A 26,520-nucleotide genomic window follows, 5' to 3' on the forward strand; every position below is an offset into this window, starting at 1 on the left:
GTCTTCGCTCACTTGCCACACACGGCCCACGGTTCACACACACCGGACGCACGGGTGGCACCCACTTGCGCTCACCTTCGTTCCGGGGGGTTCGAACACCGTGCGTCTGCGCACTCTTGCGGCCGCCGCAGCCCTGGCGGCCCTGTTCAGCTCGGTGGTGCTCGCCGCACCGGCGTCCGCCGACTCCAGCACGTCCATACCGGTCCGGGGCGCGGCCGACACCGTGGTGGACGGCGTCCACCAGCGGGTCTTCATCAGTGACAGCTACGACAACCAGATCGTCGTCACCGACCTCACCGGCAAGCTCGTCACCAAGCTCACCGGCCTCTCCCAGGTCCGCGACCTGGAGCTGAGCCCGGACTCCGGCACGCTGTACGCCGCGGTCTACGGCGCCGACAAGATCGTCGCCATCGACACCGCACAGCTCACGCAGACCGCCGAGTACCCGACGGGCGACAAGACGATGCCCTCCCGGCTCGCCTACGCCGACGGCACGTTGTGGTTCGGTTACGGCGACCAGTGGGATTCCGGGCTCGGCGAGGTCGACCTGACGGCCGAGTCGCCCACGGTGACCCTCGACCTGGCGGCCGGCCACGACTTCGCGAGCCCGCCGATGCTCTACGCCGACCCCGACAACCCGGGCACGCTGCTCGCCCTCGACGGGGGTATCAGCTCCGGCCCGATCGTCGTCTACGACATCTCCTCCGGCACCCCGGTGATCCGCGTCTCCGCCGAGAAGGGCGGCTTCTACCACGACGCCGCTCTCACCCCGGACGGCCAGAACGTCGTCGTCGCCGGCCCGGGCACCCGGGCGCTCACCGAGTACCGCCTCTCTGACCTGTCCGAGGTGCGCACCTTCCCGACCGTCTCGGAACCGGAGACGGTCAGCGTCGCCCCGGACGGCACGGTCGCGGCCACCGTCCTCGACACCGACGACGTCGGCGACACCTACGTCTTCAGCACCGACCCCGCCCGGCCGACCAGCGTCCGCAACCTGTCGCACGCCTGGATGCCGTGGGGCGGACACTCCACCAGCTGGTCGGCCGACGGCTCGCGGCTGTTCGTGCTGACCGGGTCCAGCGACGACATGCAGTTCCAGACCGTCGACGAGCCCCGCAAGTACGCCTCCACCCTGACGGTCGACGCCCCGTCGACGGCGACCCGCGCCAAGTCCCTCACCGTCAAGGGCAAGCTGACCGCCGACCTGGCGCTGCCCGCGGGTACGCCCCTGCAGGTCACCCGCACCGACCTGGAGTCGCCGAACGGCAAGTCCCTGGGCACCAAGTACCTGGGCAGCGGCGGCGCGTACTCCTTCACGGACACCCCGCCGGCCGGCGGCAAGGTCACGTACACGGTGAAGTACGCCGGTGACACCGCGCACACCGCGGCGACGGCCTCGGACTCGGTCAGCGTCTCGCGCGCCACGCCCACGCTGGCGCTGAACAACAACGGCAAGGTGTACGACTACGCCAAGTCCGTCACGTTCACGGCGCACCTCGGCACCACGTACAAGAACCGCACGGTCGAGATCTGGGCCAACCCGTACGGCGCCGACAAGCCCGACACCCTGGTGAAGTCCGGCACGGTCAATTCCAGCGGCAACCTGTCCGTCACCCTCACTCTGACGCGCAAGACCAAGCTCACGGCGAAGTTCGCGGGCGACGCGCGCTACGCGCCGAGGACGACGACCAGCACGGTCGGCGCGAGGGTGCAGGTGTCCACGGCGCTCGGCGGCTCCTACAAGACCAAGTACGCGTGGAACCACACGTACTCCTACTTCCACCAGTCCAAGGACCCGGTCGTCACGACCACGATGACGCCGTACCCGGGCCGCAAGCAGCTGCTGCAGGTCCAGATCTACTCCGGCGGCATCTGGCAGACCACGGCCAAGCAGTACTTCACGCTCGGCTCCACGGGCAAGTCCGTCGTCACGCTCACCGGCACCCCGCCCACCGGCTACCGCTTCCGGGTCCGAGACTCGTACATCAGCGGCTCGGGTGACAGCGTGAACACGACGACGTACGGCGCCTGGAAGTACTTCACCTTCACGAGCTGAGGCGCTGCGCCGTCGATCCCGAGAGCGTTCACCAGCCGAGCGCGTCGTCCTCGCCAGGCGCATCCCAACGTGACGCGACCGGGCGCGCGTCGTGGCAGGCGAAGCCGAGCCGCGTCAGCGCCCGGCGCATCTCGGTCACCGTGAAATCGCGGCGGTTCTGCCTGGTGATCACTTCCCCGACCTGCATCACGGGGTAGACGCGGTGGTCGATGGTGACGGACACGCCGGTGACGGGTTCGGGCGTGATGCCGGTCATGGTCTGTTCGACCTCGATCTTGGTCAGATCGAAGGGGTACCGGGCGATGACACAGCGCATGGGTGCCTCCACAGGGTCAGGGAGCGAGAGCGAGGACGCCGAGGGCGTAGCCGTGTTCGTCGATCACGGGGGACACGTCCAGCGTCCGGACCCGCATGGCGGCCTCCGCCTCGCTGAGCACGGACGTGGACGAGGTGAACGGTCCGCGGTCGAGCGGTATGTCCCGCAGCCGTGTCCGGTCGCTGTACCACGAGCCGCCGCGGTGTGCGGCGAGCTGGGCCCGGGTGACCAGGCCCGCACACCGCCCGTCCGCGTCCCGCAGGAGCAGGTGCGGGACGCGCGCACCGATGAGCACGGACAGGGCCACGTCGACCGCCATGTGGTCGTCGACCTGCGGCCCGGGAGCGTGCATGGCGTCGCGGGCGGTCAGACCGGTGCCGTCGGAGCTGTCGGCCTGCAGTGCGAGGGGCGGAAACGGCGTCAAGGGCTTCTCCTCTTCGTCGGGGCGGGCAGAACGGGCGACGGCGCCTCCCGACCGCAGGGAGCGTTTCCCCTGGTCGGGCTACGGGTTGTTCCTCGGTGCGGGCCGACGGCCCCGGGGGGTGGCCCGCCCGCTCCCGCCACGGCCGGCGCCCTGGCCGCTTCCCCAACGGCCGGCGGCCCGGCCCCGGCGATGCCGGCCGGCGGATCCGTTGCCCTCGTGACGTCCGTCGACCGGTGCGCCGAGGGCGACGGGTACGCCGGAGGGGCTCCGGGCGCCGGTGATGCGCTGCAACTCGTCCTCGCCCGGGCGGATCCGGACGGCGTGCGGAGCGATTCCGGCGTCGGCCATGAGGCGGTCCATCGCGCGCCGCTGGTGCGGCAGCACGAGGGTGACGACCGTGCCGGACTCGCCGGCTCGTGCGGTACGGCCGCCGCGGTGGAGATAGTCCTTGTGGTCGCCGGGAGGGTCGACGTTCACGACCAGATCGAGGCCCGCGACGTGGATGCCGCGGGCGGCGACGTTGGTGGCCACCAGGACCGTGACGTGGCCGTCCTTGAACTGGGCGAGTGTCCGGTTGCGCTGTGACTGGGACTTGCCGCCGTGCAGGGCCGAGGCACGCACCCCGACGGACAGCAGGTGCTTGGCCAGCCGGTCCACCGCGTGCTTGGTGTCGAGAAACATGATCACGCGTCCGTCGCGTGCGGCGATCTCGGTCGCGGCGGTGTCCTTGTCGGCGTCATGCACGTGCAGCAGGTGGTGCTCCATGGTGGTGACGGCTCCCGCGGACGGGTCGACCGAGTGCACCACGGGGTCGTGCAGGTAGCGGCGTACCAGGAGGTCTATGTTGCGGTCCAGGGTGGCCGAGAACAGCAACCGCTGGCCGCCGGCGGGGACTTGGTCGAGCAGTGCGGTCACCTGCGGCATGAAACCCATGTCGGCCATCTGGTCGGCCTCGTCCAGGACGGTCACGGCGATCTGGTCGAGCCCGCAGGCACCCCGTTCGATGAGGTCCTTGAGCCGGCCGGGCGTGGCGACGACGACCTCGGCGCCGCCGCGCAGCGCACTCGCCTGCCGGCCGATCGACATGCCGCCCACCACGGTGGCGAGCCGCAGCCGCAGGGCGCGGGCGTAGGGGGTGAGCGCGTCGGTGACCTGCTGGGCCAGTTCCCGGGTGGGGACGAGGACGAGGGCGAGCGGTTGCCGGGGCTGGGCCCGCTGCCCGTCCAGGCGTGCCAGCACCGGCAGGCCGAAGGCGAGCGTCTTGCCCGAGCCGGTACGGCCCCGGCCCAGGACGTCCCGGCCGGCCAGCGTGTTCGGCAGCGTGGCCGCCTGGATCGGGAAGGGCACGGTCACGCCCTCGGCGTCGAGGGCGGCCGACAGCCGTGCGGGCATGTCCAGTTCGGCGAACGTCTCGACCGCCGGCAGCGGCTCGGTGAGGGTGACCGGCAGGGCGAATTCCTGTCGGCGCGGGGTGGGGCGTGCGCCCTGGCCACTCTTTCGGCCGGTGCCCGGGCGGGGACCCTGGCGGCCCGTCCCCTGTGTACGGAAGCGGCTGCCGGACGTGGTGCCGGCGCGACGGGGGGTGCGGTTCATGGAAGAACCTTCCTCGATGCGGCGTATCGAGGAATTCCGTCCAGCGGCGATGGCCGCACGAGGATTCGCAAGAATGAGCCGAAGAAAAAAGAAGAGCCGGGCTCGTGGCGCTGGAGCGGGGACGGCCGGCGGTCCGGAAAATCCGGAAAACTGGAAAAACGGGAAAACCAATGAGCTGGGGCCCGCACCCCAAGAGCGCGGGCCCCAGCCACATCATGCGCGAGCTACTGGCTCGCGACGGTTCGCGTCAGCGTCAGGCGGGAACGATGTTCTCGGCCTGCGGGCCCTTCTGGCCCTGCGTGACGTCGAAGGTCACCTTCTGGCCTTCCTGAAGCTCGCGGAAGCCCTGGGTGGCGATGTTCGAGTAGTGGGCGAAGACGTCGGGGCCGCCACCCTCCTGCTCGATGAAGCCGAAGCCCTTTTCCGCGTTGAACCACTTCACGGTGCCAGATGCCATATTGAATCTCCCTCGGGGGGCAGTACCGGACTCCGCACCCTGCGGAGCCGAGTCGCCGCGATGATCACCCCTCCGGAAAGATCCGGAAAGCTCTGCAAAGAAAAATTCTCTGGCAACCAAAACTGCAACTGGTATCACGCTAACACAGACCGGGTGGCGGCACCCATACGTTTTCCGGCGAGTCCGAATAATTTTGGCGTCACCGCGGCCCGTAAGTCTGTACTGGCGGGACTAGGTATCCGCTCCGCGCGCGTCCAGCTTCCGGCGCATGTCCCGGTTCGTGCGGAGGGCCGCGTCGAGCTGGTCCTCGAGAGAGACGATGCGGCACGCGGCCTCGACGGGAGTGCCCTGGTCCACCAGCTCACGGGCGCGGGCGGCGACGCGCAACTGGCGGCGGGAGTACCGGCGATGGCCGCCGTCCGAACGCAAGGGCGTGATCAGCGCGGCCTCGCCGACGGCCCGGAGAAAGGCGGGGGTGGTGCCGAGAACGTCCGCGGCCCGGCCCATGGTGTAGGCGGGGTAGTCGTCGTCGTCGAGGTTGCCGGCGACAGGGGCGACAGGGGCGTTCTCGGCGGGCATAACACCTTCGTTTCGGGGCCGCGGCGGGGGAACCCAGGGCATGCGCGGCACCCGCGCTCCGAAGACCCAGCGCCATCTGCCTCGTACGACAACCCTAACTCCGCCAGGTGCGGAAAACTGGCCTCGCCGTGACGGATTTCCGCGTGCGGCCGCACCGGCCGCCGTACATCCCCTGCGGTGCTTCCTTCCCAGGCGTCCTGTGCGCTCGCGTGAGCGGGAAAGCGGTCGAGGAGGCCGGTGTGGCGGAAGACCAGGTCGGTCGTGTGGTTGTCGTAGACGATGCGTATCCAGCCGCCCCGGGCGCGGCAGTCGCTCCACGCCTCGCACAGCGGCGGCAGGATGCTGCAGTCGGTGAAGGTCACCTCGCTCAGATCCACGATGAGGAGGAGCCGTCCGGGCCGGGCCGCGCGCGCCACGGCCAGGGCGCGGACCAGTGGCGCCACGGTCTGCGCGTCCAGCTCGCCGCGTGCGCGGACGATGCGGCACTCCTCGAAGACCGAGGGCGTGCGAGGAGTCACGTGCCTCATTGCGCCTCCTCTGTCGTGCCCTCCAGGCGTGCCGTGCCCTCCAGGCGTCCGGTTTCGGCGAGTGCCAGCATCCGTGCGGCGGTCAGCGGGTTCTCGGGGTCGGCGGCGGCGCTCAGCAGCCGGGCGGCTGTTCCGGCGGGCTCCGCGGGCGGTACGACCAGGAGGACCCAGCGTCCCACGGTGCCGCAGTCCAGGGTGATGACGTGTGCCTCGCTTCCGGGCCCGGCCGGCTCCACGGTGATCTCCCGGCCGGGCGCCATGACCGTGTGCGGCGCGTCGGGCCACTCGGCGGGATCCACCGTCACCCGTACCACCGTGTCCGAGTCCGGCTCCAACGAGCCGATGAGCGGGGGAAGTTCGATCTCCAGTGCGTCGCAGCGCGGCCACCAGGCCCCGTCCAGTGGGCCATGGCTGACCTCCGGAGTGAGGGTCAGGCGGGGCAGGGGCATACGGTACGTGTGGGCGTCGGACGGTGCCGGGCTGCCGGCCGGCGTACTGCTGGGTTCCATCGTGCGGTCCCGTCCCGGGGAGCCGTCGGACGACCGCCCGTTTCGTCACTCGCCGGGAACGGCACCGCCGGTCGCGCTGCGCGAAAGCTCTCGGTGCTCCCAGGCTATCCCTGATCCCTGAACAGCGAGCGGTTCGGCCGTCCGGACCTTTCCGCCGGCGGATACGGACGGATGCCCGCGTCGGCCGGGAGTGCCGGGAGTGCCGGCAGTGCCGGGAGTACGGTGGACGGTATTGAGGGCACGCTGCGTACCGACCGTGCCCGGGTCAGGGTCCGCCCCTTGACCGCGCACCTGTTCCTCCCGACGGCCTCGGACATCCCCGCGCCCCGGCCCGTACCGGGCAGGCCACGCACGAGCGCGCCGGGTCGGTCGAAGGGGTGGAAGGAACTATCGCCCCCGGGAGCGTGAAGGTCGGTCTTCGTTCCCTGAGGCGTTGCCAGGTCGAGGACCGTGCGGCGGAGTTGGGGCGCCCAGTGCGCGGAGAGCTTCGGCGGCGACCTCTGGGCATGGAACCAGGTGCACACCTCCTTTCCGCGGCATCTCGGATGCGCCTACGGGTTCCCCGTCGTCGGCGCCGGTCCGACGCGGGAGCACTTCGACTGCCGTCCTCCGGCGACCCTGCTCCGCCGCACCGCTTCCGGCCGGTTCTTCGTCGTCGCCGGCATCGTCGTCCCGTCCCGTGTGCGCCGGGAGCACCGGGACCGTGCCTGAAACCTCGCCCGGCGCCTGCAGCGTCGACTGCTCGCCGACGACACCGTTCCGGTCTTGCCGCCCGGCATGTTCCGGGTTCTGGTGCCGGCTCCTGAGACAGTCCCTGACCGGCTTCGAGAAAACCGGGTCACTCAGAGGGCCGGACAACCGGGCACCGTGATCGTCTCGATGTCGGTCATGGCGCCCACTCCCACACCCTCGTCCCGGCGGCTTGAGGGGCGCGGTACGTTCGACGCCCTGGCTCGCCCTCCGAGAGGACACCACCGTGACCGTCGAACGCATTGGCCCGCCCCTCTTCGGCACGGAGCGCGAAACGCTGCGGGCGTTCCTGGAGTTCCACCGGGCGACCCTGGCGATGAAGTGCGAGGGACTGACGGAGGAGCAGCTCAAGGAGCGGTCGAGTCCGCCGTCGAACCTCTCCCTGCTCGCCCTGGTCCGCCACATGGCCGAGGTCGAACGCGCCTGGTTCCGCCGGGTGTTCGACGACAACTCCGCCCCGATGGTCTGGTCGGAGAAGGAGTTCGACTTCCAGGCCGCCTACGACACCACGGGCGCGAGCGCCGAGGAGGCCTTCGCGGTGTGGGAGGCCGAGGTCGAGCACTCGCGCGGCATCGAGCGCGAGGCCGCGTCCCTGGACCTCGCCGGGCACCAGCCGCGCTGGGGCGAGGACGTGTCCCTGCGGATGGTGATGCTCCACATGATCCTGGAGTACGGCCGCCACAACGGCCACGCCGACTTCCTCCGCGAGGGCGTGGACGGCACGGTCGGCGCCTGATCCGCCGCTCACCGTAGGCGACTTCGCGGGCACTGAGGGGGAGGGCGTGATCGGTACGGGCGACCGGCCCGCCCTCATGCCGGCCCCGGCCTGTGCGTCACCCAGCCCGTTGGGCCGCACCGTCTCGCTGGAGGGCATCAGGCAGACCTCCGGTGCGCCGAATCCCGGCCGTGCCTGACCACAGCCGGGACCAGCGCCCACTCAGGGTGCCGGTGCTGCCGGCAGTGCCGGCCTTGACCGTGGCGTAGGTGCTGGTGCCCGCCTTGCGGAACTGCGGCTTCACCGACTGGCCGGCGCGGTATGCGTTGTCGTCCCAGTTGGGGGTATGTCGTCGAACGGACGATCGCCTGGCCGCACGGCTTCCGTCGCCTGCGGAACCTCTTAGGGCACGGCGAGGGCGCGCCGCCCCCAAATTGGTCTGGGCAAAAACAAACCCCAGGTCGCTGACCTGGGGTTTCTCTGTGGAGCGGGTGACGAGAATCGAACTCGCGCTCTCAGCTTGGGAAGCGACGGCGCTTCACAGGTCGCATGGTCGCTGACCTGCTCGAATGTGGATGTGGCGGCGTGAACGCGAGGGCCGGTCGCACCGCTGTTGACCGTGGTTGCCCTGTCTTACGGGCACGGATTGGGCACGGGCTCGGCCTGCGCCGCTCGGTGGCGCCATCTTGCCGGTGGCGAGGTGCATCAGACCAGGTCCGATGAGGCGTATCCGGGGCGATGTTGCTCACGCAATCGGCCGACGTGGTTCCTGTCTGGCGCAAGTGGGCCCAGACGGAGTCGTTGCTGCCACAACGCAAGAAGCCTGGGCGGTCTCCGGCTTGGCCCCGGCGGCAACTTATAGACGGCATACGGCGGCGGACGCGGACGGGCGCCCCGTGGCGGGATGCGGCCTAACGGTACGGCCCGTGGGACCGGGTGTACGACTCGCTCCGGCGCTGGCAGTGGAATGGCACCTGGGCCCGCATCATCACCCAGCTCCAAGCGCAGGCCGACGCGAGGGGCCTGATCACCTGGGATGTGAACGTCGACTCCTGGCCTCCGGTGACCGCTCGCACGTGCGGTTCGAATTCCGGTGAGGGTGAGGAAGCGCAGGCGCGCGGCGCCGAGCATGGCGTGCTGGACACCGTCACGAGTGCGGGCGTACCAAGAGGGCTCGATCATGAGGCTGCTGAAGCAGGTGACAGACACGACTCCCGGACATCTCCACCGGCCTGCTTCCAGGGCATCGACGGGATCACCAACCGGGAAAGGCCTCCTCGCCGGCCTCGGCGTCACGCCGCGCGAGTGACGGTCGCCGCGCGCCGGGTCAGAGGTGGGGTGAGGCCGGGTCGCCGCCGAGCCGCAGGTCGCCGACCCCGTCGAGGATCTTCTCCGAGGACGCGACATGGCGGCTCGCGGTGATGAGGTCGCGCAGGCACCGGTCGAGCGGGGTGCGCTCGGTGTAAACCGAGGCCGTCCCCACGGCGTCGTACAGCAGCTGAACCGCCTCCCGGCAGGCGCGGTGCGCGAATCGGCGAGCCAGTGCGGCCGTGCCGCGTTCGGGTGTCAGGCCCGCCGCCTGTGCGGCCCACGCCTTCTCCAGCGTGGAGTACACATAGGCGTCCGCCGCGCCGATCAGCGACTCGGCGTGCGCGAGGTCGGCCGGGACGCCCGGCCAGGGCAGCGCCGAACGCCGGGCGGCCAGGATGTCACGCGCCGCCTTCAGCGCGGCCCTGCCGATGCCCAGCGGCACGCCCGCCATCTTGAGGGCGAGGTTGTCGGCGCGCAGATGGAGCGGCTCCTGCCGGGTACCGGGCGATACGAGACGGAAGGTGTGCCGTTCCGGGACGAACAGGTCGGCGACCTCGAAGTCGTGGGAGCCGGTGCCGCGCAGCCCGGTGGTGTGCCAGGTGTCGAGCACCCGGGCGTGCGCGGCGTCGAAGACGGCGATCGCCGGGGTGCCGTCCGGGGTCTGGAACCCGGCCATCACCCGGTCGGCGTGGGTGATCCCGCTGGCGTGGGTCCAGCGGCCCGACAGGAGGTAGCCGCCGCCCTGCCGGACCGCCCGCCCCGTCGGCGGCAGCACCGTCGCGGTGATCAGGTCCGGCTCCGGGAACAGCTCGGTGAACACCTCAGTGGGCAGCGAGACCTGGGCCAGCGCGGCGTTCAGCGCGACAGCCGCGCACCAGGCGACCGAGGCGTCTCCCTCCGCCAGCAGATCGACCGCCCGCGTGAGCTCCGGCACGGTCATCTCGACACCGCCCAGGGCCGGCGGCAGGGCGGCACGCAGCAGCCCGGTGGCCTTCAGGCCGTCGAGGACGTCACCGGGGATCCGGCCCGTGCGCTCGATCTCCGGCGCGCTCGCCGGGAGGCCCGCGGCGTACGCCCGTACCCGGGCCATGACCGATGCGGCGGTGAGGTCCGTCCCGGCCCGGGTCGGCAGTTCGATGGCGGTCATCCGGTCCTCCTGGTACGGCTGTTGCTCCCGGCCCGGCGGGTTCGGCGGGGCGGGCGGGTCGGGCGGCGGGTTCGGGTCACAGGTCCTCCAGGGCCTTGCCGAGTTCGGCTGCCAACGTCCGGAGGTTCGGGGGGCGCATGATGCTGTAGTGGTCGCCGGGCACGTCGATGCTCTCCGCCTGGTCGCCGAGGAGGTCCAGCCACTGCCGGGTGGTCGCGGCGGTGGCCCCGTCCATGGCCCGCAGCAGCCGGACCCGGCCTCGGTACGGGGTGGGCTCGTGGTCGGCCAGCGCGCGGCCGAGGCGCAGGAACCGGCTCGCGAGCCGTTCCAGGGTTGCGGCGTCGATCTCGGCCGGCAGGACGCCGGCCTGCCGGGCCCGCGTCAGCAGCTCCTCGACCGGGGACCGCTGGTGCGTGGGCTCGAACTCGGCCGGCCCGGGGTTCCAGTCGCTTCCCGCCAGTCCGGCCAGGTCGCGGGCGAACCGGGCCAGCAGCGCCGCGTCGGAGGCGGGTTCGGCGCGGCCGGGCGGTTCGAGCAGGTCCACCGCCGCGACCAGCTCGACGGTCCTGCCCCGCCCGGTGAGCAGGCGGGCGGTCTCCAGGGCGATCACGCCGCCCATGGACCAGCCGCCGAGCCGGTACGGGCCGTCCGGGAACCGTTCGGTGAGCGCGTCGGCGTAGTGCGCGGCCAGGCCGACCACGGTCAGCGGCGCCGGTTCGACGTCGGGGTACTGGAGGGCGTACAGCGGCTGGTCGTCGTCCAGGAGGGCGCCGAGCCCGGCGTAGCAGAGCACGTCGCCGCCGACCGGGTGGACCAGGACCAGGGGCGGTCGGGTCCCGGCGTCCCGGAGCGTGACCAGGGCCGGCCGGCCCTCGTCGCCGGACTGCTCGCGCAGCACCTCGGCGATCGAGGCGACGGTCGGCCGGGCGAGCAGCGTGGCCACCGGCAGGGACCGGCCGGTGGCCTGCCGGATGCGGGCCATCATCCGCACCGCGAGCATCGAGTCGCCGCCCAGGTCGAAGAAGTTCGCGGTAACGTCGACCGGTTCGCCGACGGGCCCGAAGAACTCGGCCCAGATCCCGGCCAGGAGCCGTTCGGCCGCGTCGCGCGGTGCGACCGCCGCACCGGAGCGCGGGGCCGTCTCCTCGGGCGACGGCAGCAGCCGGCGGTTCACCTTGCCGTTGCCGGTCAGCGGCAGCTCGTCCAAGAGGACGATGCGGGCGGGCACCATGTAGCCGGGCAGTTCCCGGCCGAGGGCCTCGCGCAGCTCCTCCTCCGAGGCGTCCGACACGGCGTACCCGACGAGCCGTCGGGGACCGCCCCGCTCGCCCTCGGCCACTGCGGCCGCCGCGCGGACGTCCGGCCGGCGCAGCAGCGCCGCCTCGACCTCGCCGAGCTCGATCCGATGCCCCTGGATCTTCACCTGGGAGTCGACGCGCCCCAGGAACTCGATGGTGCCGTCCGGCAGATACCGGCCGAGGTCACCGGTCCGGTAGAGCCGTTCGCCCGTCACCGGGTGGCGCAGGAACGCCGCGCGCGTCTTCGTCTCGTCGCCGAGGTAGCCGCGGGCCAGGCCGGCACCGGCGATGTACAGGTCGCCGGGGACCCAGCTCGGGCGCGGGCGCAACGCCCCGTCCAGCACATGGAAGCGCTGGTTCCGCAGCGGTGTGCCGTACGGAACGCTCGTCCGGTCCGGGTCCACATGGGTGATCGGGTACTGGATCGACCAGATGGACGCCTCGGTCGCGCCGCCCAGGCTGAACACCCGGGCGTCCGGCAGGAGCGAGGCGATGGCTCCGGGGAGGGTGACGGGGATCCAGTCGCCGCTCATCATCACCACGCGCAGCGACGGCGGACCGCCGAGCGCCCGCACATGTGCGACAAACATGTCCATCAGCGCGGGGACGCTGTTCCAGATCGTCACGCGGTGTCGGTTCGCCAGTTCCAGCCAGGCGGCCGGTTCGCGCTGCGCCGACGCGTCCGGCAGGACCACGGCCCCGCCGGCCGCGAGCAGGCCGAACACGTCGTAGACCGAGAGGTCGAAGTGGAGCGCGGACAGGGCCAGGACGCGGTCGCGGGCGGTTACGCCGAACCGGTCGTTGATGTCCTGGATGGTGTTGACCGCGCCGGTGTGCTCGATCATCACGCCCTTGGGCACCCCGGTGGAGCCCGAGGTGAAGATGACGTACGCGAGGTCGTCGGGACGGGCCGGGGAAGGCGGCAGGGGGCCACTCGCCCCGGTGTCCTCCGGCTCGGTGTCGACGTGCAGCGAGCGGATGCCGTCGGGCAGGTCGAGCACGTCCGCGACCGCCGACCGGGTCAGCACCAGACCGATACCGGCGGTCTCCATGATCACCCGGAGCCGGCGGTCGGGCGTGGCGGCGTCGACCGGCACGTAGGCGGCCCCGGCCTTGAGGATGCCCAGCGCCGCGACGACCTGCTCCCAGCTCTTGTCCATCACGATACCGACGAGCACGCCCGGGCCCGCGCCGCGGTCGATCAGCCACCGGGCGATCCGGTCGGAGCGGCGATCCACCTCGCCGTAGCTGAGGGTCCGGCCGGCGGTGATGACAGCGGGCGCGTCCGGCCGGCTCTCCGCCTGCCGCAGGAACCCGTCGTGCAGCAGCTCGGCGGGGACGGGGGCGTCCGTGGCGTTGACGGCCCTGCGCAGCTCCAGGTCGGCCACCGGCGCGAGCACGGACGGCGGACGGCGCCACGCCCCCTCGCCGCACAGGTCCCGCACCAGGTCCAGGTAGGCCTCCCACATCCCGTCGACGACGCCGTCGGGGAACATCTCCTCCACCACGTCCCAGTTGAGGACCAGTTCCCCGGCCTCCTCCAGGGCCTGGTGGTCGAGCCACACCTGCGGTGTCCGGACCGAGCTGGACGCCAGCCTGCCGGAGGTGCCCAGCGTGGTCAGTGCCGTGAGCGCGCCGCGCTCACCGTCACCCTGCCCCGCGAAGCCGATCGTGCTGGTGAAGACCACGGGCATGCCGGCCAGGCCGGTCCCGCCCCGGGTGCGGTTGATCTGGCGCAGCACCTCGACGCCGCTCACGTGCCCGTGTTCGAGGTCGGTCAGCAGCTGCCTCTGCAACCGCGTGGCACCCGAGGCGAAGTCCTCGACCGGGGTGGTGTCGACTTCCAGCAGGGTCGTCGCGCTGAGGTTTCCGACGATCCTGCCGACGTCGTCGTGCAGTGGCCGCCGGTTGAACGCCAGCAGGTTGAGCGTGAAACGCGGCGAGGCGCTCCAGGCGCCCAGCACCTGCGCGTACGCGGTGCACAGGGCGGCCGAGGGTGAGATGCCCGCTGCGGCGGCGTGGTCCTTGAAGCGTTTCCAGGTCTCCGGCGCGATCCGGGCTGTGCGGTGGGTGAACACCGGCCGCCGTGGCGCGGGTCCCGGGCGCAGCGGCAGGGCGGGAGCGGGCGGGAGGGAGGCGACGCGTGCCTGCCAGTAGGCGAGCGACTTCTCCCGCTGCGCGGCGTCCGCTTTCGCGGCGGCGAGCACGTAGTCGCGGTAGGTGAGGCGTGGGGCGGGGGTCGAGGGCGCCCCGGAGCGGTAGGCCTCCGCCCACTCCTGGAACAGCAGCCCGGAGCTGCGGCCGTCCACGACCAGCGCGTCGAAGTTGAGGTGCAACCGGGTGGTACGGGCGTCGAGCAGCGTGGCCCGGATGTCGAACAGCGGCCAAACCTCGGTGTTGAAGACCTGGTGCCGCATCTCCTCGTGGATCTCCGTCAGGCGGCGGGCCCGTTCGACGTCGTCGCACGCGCGCAGGTCGAGCGTGGTGATCCGGTAGTCGGGGACCTCGGCGAGTACCCGCTGCTGCCCGTCCCTGGAGACGACCGCGCGGAGCATGTCGTGTCGGTGGACGAGGTGCCGGAAGGAGGCGGCGAGCTGGTCGAGGTCGGTCTCCTCCAGGTCGACCTCGACCAGGAACGAGGTGGAGACATTGCCGAGTTCGAAGGCGTCGGTGCGGCCGACCAGATAAGCCTGCTGGAGGTCGGTGAGCGGGAACGGCTCGTAGCGGGCCGCCGGGTCGGCGACCGGCGTCGTCGCGGGCTCGCCGGTGCGGTCCGCGCGGCCGCGGGCGGCCTGAACGGTCCGCGCGATCTCCGCGACGCTCCGGCCGTCCAGCAGGTCGGGCAGCGGAACGTCGACGCCGAGCCGCCGGGCGAGGGTCTGCCGGATGTCGATCGCGATCAGCGAGTCGATGCCCAGGCTCCGCAGTGGTACGTGCAGATCATCGTCACTGACAGCCGCCCCGCGCGCCCGGCTGACGATGCCGACCACCAGCTCCGCGGCGCTCTCGGTCCCGCGCGCGGCCGGCTCTCGCGTCCCGGGGCTGGCCGGCCGTCCCGTCCCGAGTGCGGGGGCCTCGGCGGCGCCGGGCACCGCTTCCAGGCGCACGCCATCGGCGAGCGCCACGGGCGTTCCGTCGGCGCCGACGAGCCGTACCTGCGCGACCAGCTGCCCGCCATGAGCCGGCACCTGCTGGGTGCTCGTGGCTCCCGTCCACAGCCAGTACCGCTCGCGCTGGAAGGGGTAGCCGGGCAGCGCGGCGGGCGGCCCGCCGGGCTCGCCGTGCACGCGGGCCCAGTCGATCCGGACGCCTCGGGTGTAGAGCGCGCCGAGGCTGTCGAGGAGCGTGCGCCGGACGTCCTCCCCCTCGCCCAGCGACGGCAGGAACGCGGTGTCCTCGGTCGCCCGGACCCGGTCGGGGAGCGGCGAGGCCGGCCCGATCTCCAGGAAGGTGCGGTGTCCGTCCCGAAGCAGCGTGGCGACCTCGTCGGCGAACCGGCCCGGTCCGGCGGCGTCCGCCGGAGTGCGGGCGGCCTCCCGCAGTGCGTCCTCCAGGCTCATCGTGCCCGCGACACACGCGGCCACCAGCTCGCCGACGCCGTGGCCGACAGCGGCGGCGGGTTCCACTCCCCACGACCGCCACAGCTCGGCGAGCGCGTACGCGACGGCGAACGACGAGGTACGGTCGCCGGCCGCGTCGGCGTACGGGGCCAGGGCGTGACGGAGTTCTGGCCGGGTCCTGGTCAGCTCGGCGGACGCCTCGGCGCACCGGCTCAGGGCGGCGCCGAACTCCGGCTGGGTCTCGGACAGTTCGGCGGCCACCTCGGCGTACCGTGCGTCCGGGCGGTCGTTGAACAGGAACACCGGGCCCCGGCTGGTCTCCGGGGTCCGCCGGCCGACGCGGACGCCGGGCGGCGGCGCCTCGCCCGGGCGGGTCCGGGTGAGGAGGTCCCGCAGCTCGGCACGGGAGGACGCGACGGCCGTGAGCCGGTGCGTGAAGTGGGCCCGCCCGAGGCTCGTGGTCCGGCAGACCGAGGCGAGCGGATCGCCGTCGGCGCCGTCGGCGAGCAGGTCGGCGTAGCGCGCGGTGAGCTCGGCGAGCGCGGCCGGGGTCTTCGCCGACAGGGTCAGCAGGCGCGGCCCGTCCTGCTCGGCGGGTGCGGCCTGCTCTCCGGCTTCCGCGGCGGGCGGAGCCTCTTCGAGGATCACGTGGGCGTTGGTGCCGCTGATGCCCTGCGAGGACACCGCGGCGCGTTTCGGCCCGGACGTCTGCGGCCACGGTGTCTCCTCGGCGACGAGTTCGACCGCGCCCGTCGACCAGTCGACGTGCGGGGTGGGTTCGTCCACGTGGAGGGTGGCGGGGAGCCTGCCGTGACGCATCGACAGCACCGTCTTGATGACTCCCGCGACGCCCGCGGCCGCCTGGGAGTGCCCGATGTTGGGCTTCAGCGAACCGAGCCGCAGGGGCTGGTCCCGGTCCCGCCCGTAGGCGGCCAGCAGGGCGCGCGCCTCGATAGGGTCGCCGAGCGGGGTGCCAGTGCTGCTCGCCTCCACCACCTGGACGTCCCCGGGCGACAGCCCCGCGTCCCGCAACGCTTGCCGGACGACCCGCTGTTGCGCGGACCCGCTCGGCGCGGTGAAGCCGTTGCTGGTGCCGTCCTGGTTCACCGCGCTGCCGCGCACCACGGCCAGCACGCGGTGGCCGAGCCGCCTCGCGTCCGACAGCCGTTCCACCAGCAGGACGCCCACGCCCTCGGAGAACCCGCTGCCCGCGGCAGCGGCCGAGAACGGGCGGCACCGGCCGTCCGGCGATAGGCCCTGCATGCGGGTGAACTCGGTGAACAGCTGCGGGGTCGCCATGATCGTCGCGCCGCCCGCCAGCGCCATCGTGCACTCGCCGCGGCGCAGCGACTGGACGGCCAGGTGCAGCGCGACTAGCGAGGACGAACAGGCCGTCTCCACGGTGAGCGCCGGGCCGCGCAGGCCGAGCGTGTAAGAGATCCGGCCGGACGCCACGCCGCCGGCTGTCCCGGTCGTCAGGAAGCCCTCGGCCTCCTCGGGCACGTCGCCGCGCCCCAGCCCGTAGTCGTTGCAGGACAGCCCGGTGAACACGCCGACCTCGGTGTCGCGCACCGACTCCGGGTCGATCCCGGCGTCCTCGAAGGCCCGCCAGGTGCTCTCCAGCAGCAGCCGCTGCTGCGGGTCCATGGCCAGGGCCTCGCGCGGGCTGATGCCGAAGAAGCCGGCGTCGAAGTCGGCCGCGTCGTAGAGGAAGCCGCCGGAGCGCGTCAGACTGCGGCCGCCGTTCTCGGGGTGGTACAGGCCGTCCTCCCAGCCCCGGTCCCGGGGGAACGCGCCGACGGTCTCCCCGCCCGAGGCCAGCAGCCGCCACAGGGCGTCCGGCGAGTCGACGCCACCCGGATACCGGCACGCCATGCCGACGATCGCGATCGGCTCGCGATCCCTCTCCTCACGTTCGCGCAGGCGCTCGCGTGCCTGGTGCAGCTCCAGGGTGACCTGCTTGAGGTATCCGAGCAGCTTCTCGTTCGTTTCTGATCCCATGACGGATCGGTCCTCCGTGGGCCGGTCAGGAGCCGGAGAGCTCGCGGTCGATGAAGTCGAGCAGTTCCTCGGCGGTCGCGGCTTCGACGAGCGCCGCCACGTCCGCTCCGAGGTCCCCGGAGACGTCCTCCGGTGCGGCCGGCGCCTCCTCGGCCGGTACGAGTTCGCTGTTCAGGACGGCGACGAGTTCGGGCAGCGTCGGCGCTTCGAACAGCAGGGTGAGGGGGAGTGTGAGGCCCGTCGCCGCGTTCAGGCGGTTGCGGAACTCTACCGAGGTGAGCGAGTCGAACCCGAGGTCACCGAACGACCTGTCGTCCAGGATCGCCTCGGGCCGGGAACCCAGGACGGCGGCCATGTGACCGCGGACCACCTCGGAGAGAACCGCAGCGCGGTCCGAGGCCGCGAGGGCGGTCAGCTCCTCCCGCAGCGGCCGCTGCCGCCGGTGCCCGGGGAGGTTCCCGGGCCGGCCCGCTCCGGCGGCCACCACCCCGCGCAGCACCGGCGGAAGGTCCCGTCCGAGGTCGCGCAGGGCCTCACGGTCGAGCCGGGCAGGCGCCAGGACGGGGTGTGGTGACGGCAGCGCCGCCTCCAGCAGGGCCAGGCCGTACTCGGGAGCCATCGCCACCAGTCCGGCCCGGGCGAAGCGGGCACGGTCGGCGGCGGTGAGGGCTCCGATCATGCCGTCCGGGTCGTCCCACAGCCCCCAGGTCAGCGCGAGGGCGGGCAGCCCCTGCGCGCGGCGGTGCCGGGCGAGTGCGTCGAGGAACGCGTTGGCGGCGGTGTAGCCGCCCTGCCCGGCGCCGCCGAGCGTCCCCATGATCGAGGAGACCAGGACGAATGCGGTGAGCGGGTGGCCCGCGGTCAGCTCGTGCAGATGCCAGGCGCCGTCGGCCTTGACGCGCATCACCCGGTCGATCTGTTCGGCGGTGAGCGAGGTGACCGGCGCGTCGTCCACCACGCCCGCGGCGTGGACCACGGCGGTCAGCGGGTGCAGGTCGGGTACGGCTTCGATCATCGCGGCGACGGCGTCCCGGTCGGCGACGTCCACAGCCGCGAACCGCACCTGGGCGCCGAGCGCCTCCAGGGCGGACGCCAGCTCGGCGGCTCCGGGCGCGTCACCGCCGCGGCGTCCGGCCAGCAGGAGCCGTCGTGCGCCGTGTGCGGTGACCAGGTGCCGTGCGACGGCCCGGCCGACGGCGCCGGTCCCGCCGGTGATCAGGACAGTGCCGTCGGGGTCGAGGACCGGCGGGACGGTGAGCACCACCTTGCCGACGTGGGCACCCTGGCGCAGCAGCCCGAAGGCCTCGGGGGCGCGCCGGACGTCCAGGTCGGTTACGGCGGGCCAGGCGAACGCGCCCTCGGCGAACAACTCGACCACCCGGTTCAGGAGGCGGGCGAGGTGCTTGGGCGGCAATCGCAGGAGGTTGGAGGCCTGGTAGCGCGCTCCGGGGTGAGCGGCGGCCACCTCGGCCGGGTCGCGCGGATCGGTCCGGCCCAGTTCGACCAGGAGCCCGCCGGGACGCAGCAGGCGCAGCGACTCGTCGACCAGCTCGCCGGTCAGCGAGTTCAGGACAACCGCCATGCGCCGGCCGCCCGCGCCGAGGCGCTCGCCGAATCCGGGCTCACGGGACGAGGCCAGGTGGTCGCCGGCTACGCCGAGGGCACGCAGTGCGGGCCACTTGGCGGGAGACGCGGTCGCGTAGACCTCCGCGCCCAGGTGCCGGGCCAGCTGGACGGCGGCCATGCCGACGCCGCCCGCCCCGGCATGGATCAGCACGGGGTCGCCCGGGCGTACGCCGCCCAGCTCGACCAGCGCGTGCAGGGCGGTCATATGGGCGACCGGTACGGCGGCGGCCCGGGTGTACGACCAGCCTTCCGGGATCTTGACGAGGGTGCGGTGGTCGGCGTGGGCGACCGTGCCGAACGCGCCGGAGAACAGGCCCATCACCCGGTCGCCGGGGGCCAGGCTGGTGACGCCGGGCCCGGTCGCGGTGACCACGCCGGCGCCTTCCAGGCCGAGCGGGCCCGGATCGCCGGGGTGCATGTCGAGCGCGCCCAGGACGTCGTGGAAGTTGAGCCCGGCGGCGCGCACCGCGAGCCGGACCTGGCCGGGGCCGGGTTCGGCGGCCTCGGGGCAGGGCCGCAGCTCCAGGGCGGTGAGGGTGCCGCGTTCGGGGATGTCGAGGCGCCAGTCGGACGCGGTGGCGGGGAGCGGCAGGGCGGGGTCACCCGCCGCGGGCACGAACCGGGGCACCAGGGCGGCGCCGTCCCGGACCGCCACCTGGTTCTCGTCCGGCACCAGTGCCCCGGCCGGCACCTCGACGGCGTCCGGGGCGAGGTCCACCAGGGCGAACCGGCCCGGGTGCTCGACCTGTGCCGTCCGCACCAGGCCCCAGACCGCAGCCTGTGCCAGGTCCCGGACGGTCTCGCCGGGCCGGACGGCAACGGCCCCACGGGTCACCAGCACCAGCCGGGACCCGGCGAGCCGGTCCTCGGCGAGCCACCGGCCGAGCAGATCCCGCGCTCGGCGGGCCGCGTTCCTTGCCGCCGTCGCCGGGTCGGTTCCGTTCTCACCGGCTGGGCAGGCCACGACGGCGTGCTCGGGCGGCTCGGCAGCCAGGGTGTCCGGGGCGAAGGCGTCCCACGGGACCGGCACCGGGCCGGCTGGTGAGTCGGCTGCCGGCTCGGGCAGCGGTTCCCAGTCCAGCGCGAACAGGGAGCCGCGCGCCAGGGCCGCGGGATCCGCCGGGGGGCCCGCCGCGACCGGGCACAGCTCCAGCGACTCGACCAGACCGGCCGGCTCACCCGAGCCGTCGAGCAGGGTCAGGGGGAGGACTCCGGCTCTGGCGGGCCCCGCGTGCACCCGTAGGGACGTGTGGCCGCCCGTGCCGGACAGGGACACGCCGCGCCAGCGCAGCGGCTGCATACGCTGCCCGTCGCGGGCCGAGGCGTCGGCGATCAGGCCGTGCAGGGACGCGTCGAGCAGGGCGGGGTGCAGGTGGTAGGCCCCGGCGTGCGCGGCCTCCGGCTCGGGAAGGACGGCCTCGGCGAAGTGTTCGCCGTCGCGTCGCCAGGCGGCGCGCAGTCCCCGGAACACCGGCCCGTGCTCGTAGCCGCGCAGGGCCAGGTCCTCGTACAGGAGGGCCGGCTGTTCCGGTGTCGCGCCGGCCGGCGGCCAGTTCACGGGGGCCGGGGCCGGGGCCGGGGCCGGGGCCGGGGCCGGGGCGGGGCCGAGGGTGCCGGTGGCGTACTCGGTCCACTCCCCGCCGGTCGCCCGGCCGGATATCCGGCAGGCCCGCAGCCCGTCGCGGTCCTCGCCGGTCACCCGGACGCGCAGGTCGACGGCGCCGTTCTCCGGGAGTTCCATGAGCGCGGAAACCGTCAGCTCCTCGATCCGTGGCGTGCCGGCACGTGTGCCGGCGTGCAGGGCCGTCTCCAGGAACACGGTGGGCGGTACGACGATCGTGCCGGACAGGGTGCGGTCGGTCAGCCAGGGATGGGAGCGGGCGGTGAGCCGCCCGGTGAACACCGTCTCCCCGTCACCGAGATCGACGGCCGCGCCGAGCAGAGGATGACCCGCCGGGGCCTGGCCCAGCTCGGCCGTGCCGGACGGCCCGGAGCTGCCGGTGAGCCAGTAGCGCCGCCGCTGGAAGGGGTAGGTGGGCGGCTCGACGTGGTCGGCGGCCGTTCCGGTGAGCCGTTCCCACGCGAGGGGCAGGCCCCGGACGTAGGCCACCGCGGCGGAGGTGAGGAACCGGCGCAGGCCCCCGTCGTCGCGGCGCAGCGAGCCGGTGACGATCCCGTCGGCCCCGGCCTCCTCCAGGATCTGGCCGATGCTGCCGGTCAGCACCGGGTGCGGGCCGACCTCGACGAACGTGGTGTGGCCGGAAGCGATGAGCGCCTCGACCGCCTCCTGGAAGCGCACGGGGTGCCGCAGGTTCCGGTACCAGTAGGACGCGTCGAGCGCGCCGCCCTCCTGCCAGTCGGCGGTGACCGAGGACATCAGCGGGATCTCGCCGGTGCGCGGCGTCAGCGACGCCAGCTCGGCCAGGATCCGCTCGCGGATCGGCTCGACCGCCGGGCAGTGCGAGGCGAAGGCCGCCGGGATCACGCGGGCGTTGACGCCCTCAGCCTGGTAGGCGTCGACCAGATCGGCGATCGTGTCCGCGGCTCCGGCCACGGCGGTGGTGGCCGGTCCGTTGACCGCGGCGACGTCGAGCGTGCCGAGCCGTTCCCGTACCCGCTCCACGGGCAGCGGGATCACGGCCATCGCGCCCGTGCCCATCAGGTCGACGGCCACGGCGCTGCGCAGGGCGATGGCGCGGGCACCGTCGTCCAGGGAGAGCGCCCCGGCCACGACGGCGGCGGCGATCTCGCCCTGGGAGTGGCCGACCACGGCGTCCGGGACGACCCCGGCCGACCGCCACAGCTCGGCCAGCGACACCATCACGGCCCACAGCGCGGGCTGTACGACGTCGATCCGGTCGAGCAGCGGCGCCCCGGCCAGGACGTCGGCCAGCGACCAGTCGACGTAGGGCGCGAGTGCACGCTCGCACTCGGCGAGGCGGGCGGCGAAGACGGGGCTCTCGGCGGCGAGCTGCGCTGCCATGCCCCGCCACTGGCCGCCCTGTCCGGGGAAGACCAGAACGGTCCGGCCGGGCTCGCCCGCGCGGCCGATGACGACGCAAGGGTTCTCCTCGCCGCGGGCCAGCGCCGCGAGGCGCCGGTCGGCCTCCTGCCGGTCACCGGCGATCACCACGGCGCGCTCGCCGAGGGCGGCCCTGGAGGTCAGGGCCGGTGCCGCGGCGACCGGGTCGAGCGGCTCGACGGCCAGTCGCCGGGCCTGCTCCCGCAGCGCGTCCGGGGTCCGGGCGGACAGCACCAGCGGCACCACCGGCGGCCGTACCGGCTCTTCGGCGGGTCCGGCCTGGGCCGGCGGCTCTGCCAGGATCACGTGCGCGTTGGTGCCGCTGATCCCGAACGAGGAGACCCCGCAGCGCCGGGGCTCGCCGGTGTCCGGCCAGAGCCGGGCCCGGTCGAGCAAAGCCACCGATCCGGACGTCCAGTCCACGTGCGGGGACGGCTCGTTGGCGTGCAGCGTGGCGGGCAGGGTCGCGTGCCGGAGGGCTTGGACCATCTTGATGACGCCGCCGACGCCCGCCGCCGCCTGCGCGTGTCCGATGTTGGACTTCAGGGACCCCAGCCACAGCGGCCGGTCCCGGTCCCGCCCGTAGGCGGCCAGCAGGGCGTTGGCCTCGATCGGGTCGCCGAGCGCGGTGCCGGTCCCGTGCGCCTCCACGGCGTCGACCTGCCGCGGCGCGAGCCCCGCGTCGGCGAGCGCGTCCGCGATGACGCGCTGCTGGGCGACGCCGCTCGGCGCGGACAGCCCGTTGGAGGCGCCGTCGGAGTTCACGGCGCTGCCGGCGACGACCGCCAGCACGGGGTGGCCCTGGCGGCGGGCGTCCGAGAGCCGCTCGATCACGACCATGCCCGCGCCCTCGCCCCATCCGGTGCCGTCCGCCTGGGCCGAGAAGGCCTTGCAGCGGCCGTCGGCGGCCAGCACCCGCTGGCGCGACAGCTCCACGAACATGCCGGGGGTCGCCATGACCGTGACCCCGCCGGCCAGGGCGAGCGAGCATTCCCCGGCGCGCACCGCCCGCACCGCCTGGTGCAGCGCGACCAGCGACGCCGAGCACGCTGTGTCCACGGTCAGCGCGGGCCCGTTCAGGCCGAGGACGTAGGCGATCCGCCCGGAGATCACGCTCACGCTGGTGCCGGTCAGCAGGTGTCCCGCGACGCCGTGCCCGGCCGCCTCCATGCTCGGCCCGTAGCCGGAGTGCATCGCCCCGGCGAACACGCCGGTCCGGCTGCCCTTCAGTGCCGTCGGGTCGATCCCGGCGCGCTCCAGCGCCTCCCACGCGACCTCCAGCAGGAGCCGCTGCTGCGGGTCCATGGCGAGGGCCTCGCGCGGGCTGATCCCGAAGAACTCTGCGTCGAAGTCCGTCGCGTCCCGTACGAAGCCGCCCTGGCGAACGTACGAGGCCCCGACCCGCTCAGCGTCCGGGTGGTGAAGCGTCGCCAGATCCCAGCCGCGGTCGTCGGGGAAGTCGCCGATGGCGTCGGTTCCGGTGTCGACCAGGTGCCACAGGTCCTCGGGCGAGTTCACTCCGCCGGGGAAGCGGCAGGCCATGCCGACGATGACCACGGGGTCGTCGTCGGCCCGGTCCTGCACGGCCGCCGGGGCACCCGAGGCGGACGTGCCCGTCTTCAGCTCGTCGACGGCGGCGGCCAGGGCGGCGGGGCTCGGATGGTCGTACAGGACGGTGCTGTCCAGGTGCAGCCCGGTCGCGGCCGACAGCCGGTCGCGCAGTTCCAGCGTCATCACCGAGTCCAGGCCCAGCTCCCGGAACGACCGGCCGGGGCGGACGTCGGCGGCCGACGCGGCGCCCAGTACGACCGCCGTCAGGCTTCGGACCAGTTCAAGCGCCGACGGGCCGTCCCCGCCGGCGGCCGGCGCGGGGGCCCGGACCCCGGTCGGGTCGGGCGCCTGCCCGGCGACTCCGGGCAGTCCGGCCGGCCAGCAGGAGACGCGCTGGAACGGGTAGGTCGGCAGGTCGGTCAGCGGCGAGGAACCGGGCAGCAGCGCGGTCCAGTCCACCGCGACGCCGCGCACGAAGGCCTCGGCCGCCGCCGTGAGGAACCGGCGCCGGCCCCCGTGACCGCGCCGGAGCGTGGACAGCGCCGCGCCGTCCCCGCCGTGCGTGTCGATCGTCTGCCGGACGCCCGTCGCCAGCACCGGGTGCGGGCTGATCTCCAGGAACGTCGAGTGGCCCGCGTCCAGCAGCTTCTCGATGGCCGGACCGAACCGCACCGGCTCGCGCATGTTGCGGAACCAGTACCCGGCGTCCAGCTCGGCGGTGTCGACCGGTGCGGCGGTGACGGTCGAGTAGAACGGCACGGCGACGGAGCGCGGAGTGATCCCGGCGAAGGCGGCAAGCAGGTCCTCCCGCAGGTCCTCGACATCCGCGCTGTGCGAGGCGTAGTCGATCCGCAGCCGCCGGGTCCGCACCTGGTCCCCGTAGTGCGAGGCCAGCGCGTCGAGCGCGGACCCCGGGCCCGCGACCACCGTCTGCGCGGGGCCGTTGACCGCCGCGACCGAGAGCGAGGCCGCCACCGTCGCGAGGTCCCGCCGCACCTGTTCGGCCGGCAGCTCCACCGAAAGCATCCCGCCGCGGCCCGCGATCCGGTTCAGCGTCCGGCTGCGCAGGGCCACGATCCGCGCCCCGTCCTTGAGGGACAGGGCGCCCACGGCGGTGGCGGCGGCGATCTCGCCCTGCGAGTGGGCCACCACGGCGGCGGGCTCCACCCCGGCCGAGCGCCACAGCTCAGCCAGCGACACCATCACCGCCCACAGGGCGGGCTGGATCACCTCGTCGCTCTCCAGCGGCGGCGCACCGGGCACACCGCGCAGGACGTCGGGCAGCGACCAGTCCACATACGGGCGCAGAGCCTCGTCGCACGCGCCGATGCGGTCGGCGAAGACCGCGGACGTGTCGATCAGCTCCGCCGCCATGCCGGTCCACTGCGAGCCCTGGCCGGGAAAGACGAAGACCGGCCGGACCGGCGGTCCGTCGTGCCGGCCCTCCACCACGGCCGCCGCCGGCTGCCCGGCCGACCGTGCGCGAAGTCCGGCGAGGAAGCGGTCCCGGTCGTCGGCGACGACGACGGCGCGGTGTTCGAACGTGGTGCGGGTGACGGCCAGCGACCGGGTCACCGAGGCCACGTCCAGGTCCGGCCGCGCCTCCACATGAGCGCGCAGCCGGTCGGCCTGCTCACGCAGCGCGGCTTCGCCGCGTGCCGACAGGGCCCAGGTCAGCGTCCCGGCGTCGTCGGGTCCGGACAGGGCCGAAGGCAGTGCCCCGGTGCCGGCTTCACCGCCGGCGGGTTCCGCACCCGGCCAGTCTGCGACGATCACGTGGCAGTTGGTGCCGCCGATCCCGAACGAGCTGACGCCCGCGAGCAGCGGTTCCTCCGGCGCCGGCCAGGGGCGGGTCTCGGTGTTCACCCGCAGCCGCAGCGCGTCGAGCGGGATCGCCTCACCGGGCCCGGAGTGATTCAGGCTGGGCACGAGTTCGCGTTCGCTGACGCACAGGACGGCCTTGATGAACCCGGCGATCCCGGCCGCACCCTCCAGGTGGCCTATGTTCGTCTTCACCGACCCGACCAGCAGCGGGGCGTCCCCGGTGCGCGCCGAACCCAGGGTCGCACCGAGTGCGGCGGCCTCGACCGGGTCGCCGACCCGCGTCCCCGACCCGTGCAGCTCGACGTACCGGACCTCGCCCGGCTCGACGCCCGCGTCGGCACAGGCGGCGAGGATCACCCGCTCCTGCGACGCACGGCCCGGCGTCGGCAGCGTCTCGGTCGCACCATCGTTGTTCAGGGCGCTGCCGCGGATCACGGCAAGGATGCGGTCGCCGTCCCGGACGGCGGTGTCCAGCAGCTTCAGGACGACGATCCCGCCGCCCTCACCCCGGACGTAGCCGTTCGCGCGGGCGTCGAAGGTGTAGCAGCGCCCGTCCGCCGACAGCGTCCCGGCCCGCTCCAGGGCCAGGGTGCTCTCCGGGGCGAGGATGAGGTTCACTCCACCGGCCAGGGCCAGGTCGCTCTCGCCGTCCCGCAGGCTCGCGCACGCCAGGTGCACGGCGGCCAGCGACGAGGACTGCCCGGTGTCCACCACCAGACTCGGGCCGTTCAGGCCCAGCGCGTGGGAGATCCGGTTGGCGATCACTCCCCGCTGCACTCCGGTCAGCGTGTGCCCGGTCACCGCGTCGGGACCCAGGCTGTGCAGGAGTATCGCGAAGTCGTCGCCGATCGCCCCGAGGAACACGCTCGTCCGGCTGCCCCGGAGGCCGTCCGGCGGGGTCCTCGCGTGCTCCAGGGCCTCCCAGGCCAGTTCGAGGGCCAGCCGCTGCCGCGGGTCCATGACCGCGGCCTCGCGCTGCGAGATGCCGAAGAACCCGGGATCGAACGCCTCGACCCGATCGAGGAACCCGCCGCGCTCCGGCCCCCGGCCGTCCCGCCGGCCGGTGATGGCGTCACCGCCGCCGTGCAGCAGCCGCCAGAACGCCTCCGGCCCGTCCGCCTGTGGAAACCGGCAGCCGATCCCTACGACCGCGACCGCGCGTGAGTCGCCCTCACGCACGCCGTGACCAGCACTTCCCATCGTTGATGCACTCCAGTGTCTCTGCCGAGTGGCGGGTCCCGTGGCGGGGCACGG

13 protein-coding genes and 1 pseudogene are annotated in these 26,520 nt (G+C 73.4%); 4 read left to right on the forward strand and 10 right to left on the reverse strand.

Annotated elements, in window-relative coordinates:
- Positions 1 to 100: 100 nt before the first annotated feature.
- Positions 101 to 2,056 carry an Ig-like domain repeat protein gene (locus SRB17_RS19865; RefSeq protein ID WP_323375968.1) on the forward strand — a complete coding sequence of 652 codons (1,956 nt, stop codon included), beginning with the start codon at positions 101 to 103 and terminating at the stop codon, positions 2,054 to 2,056.
- A gap of 28 nt (positions 2,057 to 2,084) precedes the next feature.
- On the opposite strand, the gene SRB17_RS19870 is transcribed toward SRB17_RS19865, so the two are convergent.
- The 7 genes and pseudogenes from SRB17_RS19870 to SRB17_RS19900 all read right to left on the reverse strand — a co-directional run bounded on the left by SRB17_RS19870 (position 2,085) and on the right by SRB17_RS19900 (position 6,461).
- Positions 2,085 to 2,372 carry an SCO5918 family protein gene (locus SRB17_RS19870; RefSeq protein ID WP_153540501.1) on the reverse strand — a complete coding sequence of 96 codons (288 nt, stop codon included), beginning with the start codon at positions 2,370 to 2,372 and terminating at the stop codon, positions 2,085 to 2,087.
- Positions 2,373 to 2,388: 16 nt separating this feature from the next.
- Positions 2,389 to 2,796, reverse strand: coding sequence for a CBS domain-containing protein (locus tag SRB17_RS19875; RefSeq protein ID WP_153540503.1), 408 nt, complete (start codon positions 2,794 to 2,796; stop codon positions 2,389 to 2,391).
- Positions 2,797 to 2,874: 78 nt separating this feature from the next.
- Positions 2,875 to 4,389: a DEAD/DEAH box helicase gene (locus tag SRB17_RS19880; RefSeq protein WP_153540505.1), complete on the reverse strand. Its 1,515-nt coding sequence runs from the start codon at positions 4,387 to 4,389 to the stop codon at positions 2,875 to 2,877.
- Positions 4,390 to 4,642: 253 nt separating this feature from the next.
- On the reverse strand, positions 4,643 to 4,846 hold the full coding sequence (locus SRB17_RS19885) for a cold-shock protein (protein ID WP_031482971.1): 204 nt from the start codon (positions 4,844 to 4,846) through the stop codon (positions 4,643 to 4,645).
- Positions 4,847 to 5,077: 231 nt separating this feature from the next.
- On the reverse strand, positions 5,078 to 5,425 hold the full coding sequence (locus SRB17_RS19890) for a MerR family transcriptional regulator (protein ID WP_153540507.1): 348 nt from the start codon (positions 5,423 to 5,425) through the stop codon (positions 5,078 to 5,080).
- Between the two features lie 203 nt (positions 5,426 to 5,628).
- Positions 5,629 to 5,952: pseudogene (locus SRB17_RS19895) on the reverse strand (STAS domain-containing protein); the annotation flags it as partial.
- On the reverse strand, positions 5,949 to 6,461 hold the full coding sequence (locus SRB17_RS19900) for a DUF5994 family protein (RefSeq protein WP_228396139.1): 513 nt from the start codon (positions 6,459 to 6,461) through the stop codon (positions 5,949 to 5,951). The pseudogene SRB17_RS19895 and the gene SRB17_RS19900, both read right to left, overlap by 4 nt.
- 450 nt (positions 6,462 to 6,911) lie before the next feature.
- On the opposite strand from SRB17_RS19900, the gene SRB17_RS19905 reads away from it, so the two are divergent.
- The 3 genes from SRB17_RS19905 to SRB17_RS46420 all read left to right on the forward strand — a co-directional run bounded on the left by SRB17_RS19905 (position 6,912) and on the right by SRB17_RS46420 (position 8,841).
- Positions 6,912 to 7,172: a hypothetical protein gene (locus tag SRB17_RS19905; protein WP_153540509.1), complete on the forward strand. Its 261-nt coding sequence runs from the start codon at positions 6,912 to 6,914 to the stop codon at positions 7,170 to 7,172.
- 265 nt (positions 7,173 to 7,437) lie between these two features.
- Positions 7,438 to 7,947: a DinB family protein gene (locus SRB17_RS19910; protein WP_323375969.1), complete on the forward strand. Its 510-nt coding sequence runs from the start codon at positions 7,438 to 7,440 to the stop codon at positions 7,945 to 7,947.
- A gap of 717 nt (positions 7,948 to 8,664) precedes the next feature.
- Positions 8,665 to 8,841: a transposase gene (locus tag SRB17_RS46420; protein WP_228396140.1), complete on the forward strand. Its 177-nt coding sequence runs from the start codon at positions 8,665 to 8,667 to the stop codon at positions 8,839 to 8,841.
- A gap of 412 nt (positions 8,842 to 9,253) precedes the next feature.
- Here the strand turns inward: SRB17_RS46420 and SRB17_RS19920 are convergent, their stop codons facing one another.
- The 3 genes from SRB17_RS19920 to SRB17_RS19930 all read right to left on the reverse strand — a co-directional run bounded on the left by SRB17_RS19920 (position 9,254) and on the right by SRB17_RS19930 (position 26,466).
- The gene (locus tag SRB17_RS19920; protein WP_153540511.1) at positions 9,254 to 10,384 is read right to left on the reverse strand and encodes an acyl-CoA dehydrogenase family protein; all 1,131 of its coding nucleotides are present in this window, start codon (positions 10,382 to 10,384) and stop codon (positions 9,254 to 9,256) included.
- Between the two features lie 76 nt (positions 10,385 to 10,460).
- The gene (locus SRB17_RS19925; RefSeq protein ID WP_153540513.1) at positions 10,461 to 17,243 is read right to left on the reverse strand and encodes a non-ribosomal peptide synthetase/type I polyketide synthase; all 6,783 of its coding nucleotides are present in this window, start codon (positions 17,241 to 17,243) and stop codon (positions 10,461 to 10,463) included.
- Positions 17,244 to 17,268: 25 nt separating this feature from the next.
- On the reverse strand, positions 17,269 to 26,466 hold the full coding sequence (locus SRB17_RS19930; protein ID WP_153540515.1) for a type I polyketide synthase: 9,198 nt from the start codon (positions 26,464 to 26,466) through the stop codon (positions 17,269 to 17,271).
- Positions 26,467 to 26,520: the final 54 nt, after the last annotated feature.

It is taken from the genome of Streptomyces sp. RB17 (assembly GCF_009604455.1).
Classification (GTDB): domain Bacteria; phylum Actinomycetota; class Actinomycetes; order Streptomycetales; family Streptomycetaceae; genus Streptomyces.